Below are 5,323 nucleotides of genomic sequence, written 5' to 3'. Positions count from 1 at the left end.
CGTACACGTCGGTCTCCCCCGGATCGCTGGTCCTGCGCGGCAGCACGGCACCCCCTGACGGAAGGGCTCCGTCCAGGTCCACCTGAGTAGGGTCGGGGACTGGCGCGGTGGCTTCCGCTCCGTTCCAGCCCCCGCCGCTTCAAACCGTGCGTGCGTTGGGTAGGCCGCCAGTGAGGTGCCTGTGACCAGGTCCTTTTCCGACGGCCCCCCACCGAACCGAGCATGCTCGCTTTCCGAGCACCACGGCTCTCCAGTGCCCTTTCTTCTACGGATGATCCCCAGAAGGGCTTCGGCGCTCTGCATTTCGCATACCTCGCCATCGTGAAGGATCTGTTGACACCTGGGGCCCTTCGCCCGTGTAGACGGCTTTCCCGTCCTCCCTGGTCGGGCGTTACTCCGACGACTACTACGACCCCTCTGTGGCCATAGGGCTCGCGCACCGTAGGCCATCCCGTATTCCCCTTGCGCTGGACGTGTCGAGCGTGACGTAGGCGGCCCGGTCCGTCCCCTTGAGCGAACTCGCTGTCCGCCCCCCGCCGGCCGGAAGGGTTGAGACGACAAAACTCCGGATCGTCCGATGCCGACGGCTGCGACCTCAGGCGTCGTGTCGCAGAGTGTGCGTCTTCCACCGCTGGAGACTGGGCTTCAAGCAGTGTGGCCTTCGCCGTATCACGCGGGCCTTGCACGGCAACACCTTCCACGCCTTCGCGATGCTCCGCGCCTCCCCGCCATGCTGTTGTCCCCTCGCGCTTTCGCGTCCAGGTCAGGCGGGTGGCCCCGAGGTCACCTCCTTCCGAACCTCGGCCCCTTGAAGGGGCGATCCAACGCCGAGTGAAACGGCGCACGGTTCTCCCGCACACGGCTTTCCGACATCGTTCACCGACTGGCCTGTGCCGTCGCCCTGTGCACGTTTCCGGTGAGGCGGTAGACCCCGAGCCGGGAGATCCATCCGTAGGTGAATCGGGTGGTCCAGTTCCGGCCTCGGAGTCCGTGTTTCCGGCCGGCGAAGACAGCCGTTCGTGGACGTAGCCGTCGACCGCGTTGAACCTCCGCCCGGAGTCCCCGTTGTGGAAGTACACCGCCCAGCCCCGCAGCACGGGGTTGAGGTCAGCGACCACGGCGGGCACCGGCCGTCCGGTCTTCGAGCGGGGGGGTGGCCCTCATGTCGGGCTCGCTTTCCTGCCGACCGCGATCGGGCCCGGCGAACCCACGCTGCCTGTGCTGTCCGTCCGTCCAGGAGAGCGCGGGCCCGCCGGAGTTCTTGCCGGAGCGCCACAGGATATGCGAACGATAGCACCACCCTCCCGCAGCCCGACAGAACAGAAACCAGCAACGCGGCCGCAGAATCGGAGCGCCGGTTACCTCTTGACACAGTCGCGAACACTCCGCACGATTGCGCTATCGTTAGCACAAGAAGAGCCGCAACGGATGAGCGAAATCGTCGTCCTCTCCCTTCCCCACACCCCGGGCGCCGCACCGATTCGGGTGCCGCCCGGGCGAGGCCCGTCCGCGCCTGTTCGCCGGCGAGGACTCCCGTACACCTCGGGCTGTGTGTGCGTCCGTCCTCCGATGGCAGGCGCGGGCGCCGCTCGGCGCCTCGATCGTCCGAACTTCGAAAGGTTGCACCGCAATGACAGACGCGCGGATCGCCAGGCTTTACGGCCGCAGGGTGTGGGACTCACGCGGGCGACCGACCGTGGAGGTCGAGGTTCACCTCGCGGACGGCGCGATCGGGCGGGCCATCGCGCCGGCGGGGGCTTCGACGGGCCGGGGCGAGGCGCTCGACCTGCGCGATGGTGGCAGCCGCTTCGGCGGGCTCGACGTCCAGCGGGCGGTGGGTTCGGTGAACCACGAGATCGCACCCGCCCTCGTGGGCCGCGACGCGGCCGGCCAGGAGGCCGTCGACCGGCTTCTGGTGGACCTCGACGCAACTCCCGACCGCAGCCGTCTCGGCGGCAACGCGATCGTGGCCACGTCCATGGCGATCCTGCACGCCGCCGCGGCATCGGCGGGCCTGCCGCTGTGGCAGCACCTGGCCGGCGGGCGGCCGGTCCGCATCCCGCTGCCGGAGATCCAGATCTTCGGCGGCGGCGCCCACGCGGACCGCCGCGTCGACGTCCAGGACTTCATGGTCGTCTGCCCGGCGGCGGGCAGTTTCTCCGAGGCCCTGGACTGGACCGCGGAGATCTACCGGGCGGCCGGAAGCCTGATGCGCAAGGCCGGCAAGGCCCAGGGTGTGGCCGACGAGGGCGGCTTCTGGCCCGCCTTCGACTCCAACGAGGAAGCGCTGGAGACGCTCACCCTTGCCATCGAGACCGCCGGCTTCGCTCCCTCGGCCCAGGTCGGCATCTCGCTGGACGTCGCGGCCGCGCAGTTCGGCAGCGGCGGGCGCTACACGCTGGCCCTGGACGACCGCACCCTGGACACCGAAGCACTGATCGACATGCTGGGCGGCTGGATCGAGCAGTATCCGGTCCTGTCCGTCGAGGACCCGGTGGGCGAGGACGACATCGACGGCATGGTGGAGTTCACCCGGCGCTACGGCCACCGCTGCCAGGTGATCGGCGACGACTACCTGGTCACGAACGCCAAGCGGGTGGAGGAGGCGGCAACCAGCCGCGCGGCGAACGCCGTGCTCGTCAAGCCGAACCAGGCCGGCACCGTCACGGAGGCGTACCAGGCCCTGCGCGCCGGGAAGGACGCCGGCTTCGGCACCATCGTCTCGGCCCGGTCCGGTGAGACCGAAGACGTCACCATCGCGCACCTGAGCGTCGGCTGGGACGCGGGTCAGTTGAAGGTCGGCTCGTTCACCCGCTCCGAGCGCATGGCCAAGTGGAACGAGGTTCTGCGTATCGAGGAGTCCCTTGGTGAATCGGCGCAATTCAGCGGATGGTCCGCCCTCACATTCTCCGGATCCGGGCCCTTCACGCCCAAGCCGTAAAACGGCCCAGAAGTATTACAGTCATCGACATCGCGAGCCGATCGGAGCACGGAGACCAGCATGCTGCCACCCGTCAATCTGCGCCCGAGTTTCAACATCACCCGCTCCAGTCACGTGCGTCTCACCGTGGCCGATTTGGCCGAGAGCCGGAACTTCTATGTGAACGTCCTGGGCCTCGTCGTCAGCGACGAGGACGAACGCACCTGCTATCTCCGCGGCCTGGCCGAGGCCTGCCACCACAGCCTCGTCCTGGAGCTCGACCAAGAGGGCGCGGGCGCGTGCCGGAGGATCGGTTTCCGGGTCTTCTTCGACGAGGATCTCGACCTCGCCTACGCCTGGTTCCGTGAGCGGGCTCTGCCCGCCGAGTGGGTCGACGTCCCCTACCAGGGCCGCACCCTGCACGTCAGCGACCCCGTCGGTACGCCGCTCGAACTGTGCGCGCACATGGAGACACGGCCGCGGCTGCACATCGACTTCGAACACCACAAGGGCGCCCACGCGCAGCGGCTGGACCACTTCCAGACCTTCGCGCCGGACACCTACGAGCTGACCGCCTTCTACGGCGAGCTCGGCTTCCGGAACTCGGAGTACCTGGAACACGGCGACAAGCTGCTGGGTGCGTTCATGTACCGCAAGGGCACCTGCCTGGACCTCGCGATCGTGGAGAACACCGGGCCCGCCCTGCACCACTTCGCCTACACCGTCTCCGAGAGCCACGACATCTTCACCGCCTGCGACTGGGCGGGCATCCTCGGCTACGGCGACGGCGTCGAGCGCGGCCCGGGACGACACGGTCCGGGCGGAATGCTCTTCACCTACCTCCGCGACCCCGACGGGCACCGGGTGGAGGTCTTCAACAGCCACTACCAGACGATCGACACCGAGATCGAACCCGTGCGCTGGGACGCGGCATCGCTGAGCACCAACGCCCGCTGGGGCCTCCCGGCCCTGGAGAAGTGGTACTTCGAGGCGTCCCCCTTCGTCGGCGCGCCCCAGATCCCGCCGACCGAACAGCCCAAGCCGATGACGCTCGAGCGGTTCCTGCTCGAACAGTCCGCCCGCTGACCCTTCCGCCCCCCGAGGAGACACCATGGCACGAGTCCCCTACCTGCGCCGCGAGGACGCGGACGAGTCCCTGAAGCCGCTGTACGACCGGCTGGAGACCGAACGCAAAGTCCCGACGGCGAACATTTTCCTCGCCCTGGCCAACGCGCCCGCACAACTGGACGCCTTCCTGACCTACGCCAACTCACTGCGGGCCGCCGACCTCAGCCCCAAGCTACGCGAACTGGCGATTCTGACCGTGGGCCACGCGACCCGGTCCGCTTACGAAGTCGCACACCACCAGTCGCACGGCCTCAAGGCCGGACTCACCGAGGAACAGCTCGCGGCGGTGGCCGACTTCGAGTCGTCCGGCCTCTTCGACGAGGCGGAGAAGGCCGTCATGCGCCTCGCCAAGGAGTCCACACTCCAGGTCGACGTCTCCGAGGAGACATGGCGGGCCGCCGCCGGCCACCTGACGGACCGGCAGATGACCGAACTGTCGTTGTCCATCGCCTGGTACAACTCCGGCGTCCGCATCATGGGTCTGCTGAACATCGGCCTCGAGGACAATTACCCGAACCCGTTCCCGCATTCATAGTTCCCGGCACCGTACGGCCCATCAATACCGGAGTATTTCAATGGCGAAAATGCTCGCTGCACGACTGCACGCGCTCGGTGAGCCGATGTCCGTGGACACGGTCGACGTGCCCACTCCACGGCCCACCGATGTACTGGTGCGGGTCAAGGCATGCGGAATCGTGCCGAACATGGCGAATGTGATCAACAACTGGCCCACCTGGTACCCGCACCAGCCGCTGCCGAAGCTCCCCGCGATCTTCGGTCTGGACCCCGCGGGCGTGGTCGAGGCGGTCGGCGAGGCAGTACTCAACACCAAGCCCGGCGACCGGGTCTATGTGAGCCCCCTGCGCTCCTGCGGCAGCTGCCAGGTGTGCCGCGGCGGCGAACTCAGCCGGTGCCGCTACTTCACCCTGAACGGCTACTTCAGCACCTCCCGCGACGGCCAGCGGATCTTCGATCTCTACCCCTACGGCGGCTTCGCGGAATACATGACCGCGCCGCAGTACTCGATCGTCAACATCCCCGACACCATGACATTCGAGCAGGCCGGCAAGCTCGGCTACATCGGCACCTCCTACCGAGCCCTCAAGCACGCCGGGGCCGGCCCCGGCCAGGTCGCGCTGATCGACGGAATCACCGGCACCCTCGGCGTCGCCTCCACCCTCCTCGCGCTGGCCTCGGGCGTCTCCAGGGTCCTCGGCACCGGCCGCAACGAGGAACTCCTCAAACGCGTCCAGGAGCTGGCCCCGGACCGGATCG

Annotated in this window: 4 protein-coding genes and 1 pseudogene; 4 read left to right on the top strand and 1 reads right to left on the bottom strand. The window is 68.1% G+C overall.

Annotation, left to right across the window (positions count from 1 at the left end):
* Nucleotides 1-1,136, bottom strand: a pseudogene (locus H8R17_RS49685) (group II intron maturase-specific domain-containing protein); the annotation flags it as partial.
* Between the two features lie 494 nt (nt 1,137-1,630).
* Here H8R17_RS49685 and eno point away from each other — a divergent pair.
* The 4 genes from eno to H8R17_RS44170 all read left to right on the top strand — a co-directional run.
* Nucleotides 1,631-2,941 carry a phosphopyruvate hydratase gene (eno, locus tag H8R17_RS44185; protein WP_187828806.1) on the top strand — a complete coding sequence of 437 codons (1,311 nt, stop codon included), beginning with the start codon at nt 1,631-1,633 and terminating at the stop codon, nt 2,939-2,941.
* 60 nt (nt 2,942-3,001) lie between these two features.
* Nucleotides 3,002-4,006, top strand: a complete 1,005-nt coding sequence (locus tag H8R17_RS44180; RefSeq protein WP_187828805.1) for a VOC family protein — start codon at nt 3,002-3,004, stop codon at nt 4,004-4,006.
* A 25-nt stretch (nt 4,007-4,031) separates the two neighbouring features.
* Entirely contained in the window at nt 4,032-4,583 is a 552-nt protein-coding gene (locus tag H8R17_RS44175) for a carboxymuconolactone decarboxylase family protein (protein ID WP_187828804.1), read from the top strand.
* 49 nt (nt 4,584-4,632) lie between these two features.
* The coding region (locus H8R17_RS44170; RefSeq protein ID WP_262506019.1) for an alcohol dehydrogenase catalytic domain-containing protein at nt 4,633-5,323 on the top strand (691 nt) is incomplete at its 3' end.

The sequence above is a fragment of the Streptomyces sp. TRM68367 genome (assembly GCF_014495685.1).
Taxonomy (GTDB): domain Bacteria; phylum Actinomycetota; class Actinomycetes; order Streptomycetales; family Streptomycetaceae; genus Streptomyces.
Note: the sequence above shows the minus strand (reverse complement) of the source record. Positions and strands in the feature narration are given on the sequence as shown.

Bases quoted from the DNA above. Each gene is read 5' to 3' on its own strand.
- H8R17_RS44175 (WP_187828804.1), top strand. From the start codon at position 4,032: ATGGCACGAGTCCCCTACCTGCGCCGCGAGGACGCGGACGAGTCCCTG.
- eno (WP_187828806.1), top strand. From the start codon at position 1,631: ATGACAGACGCGCGGATCGCCAGGCTTTACGGCCGCAGGGTGTGGGAC.
- H8R17_RS44180 (WP_187828805.1), top strand. From the start codon at position 3,002: ATGCTGCCACCCGTCAATCTGCGCCCGAGTTTCAACATCACCCGCTCC.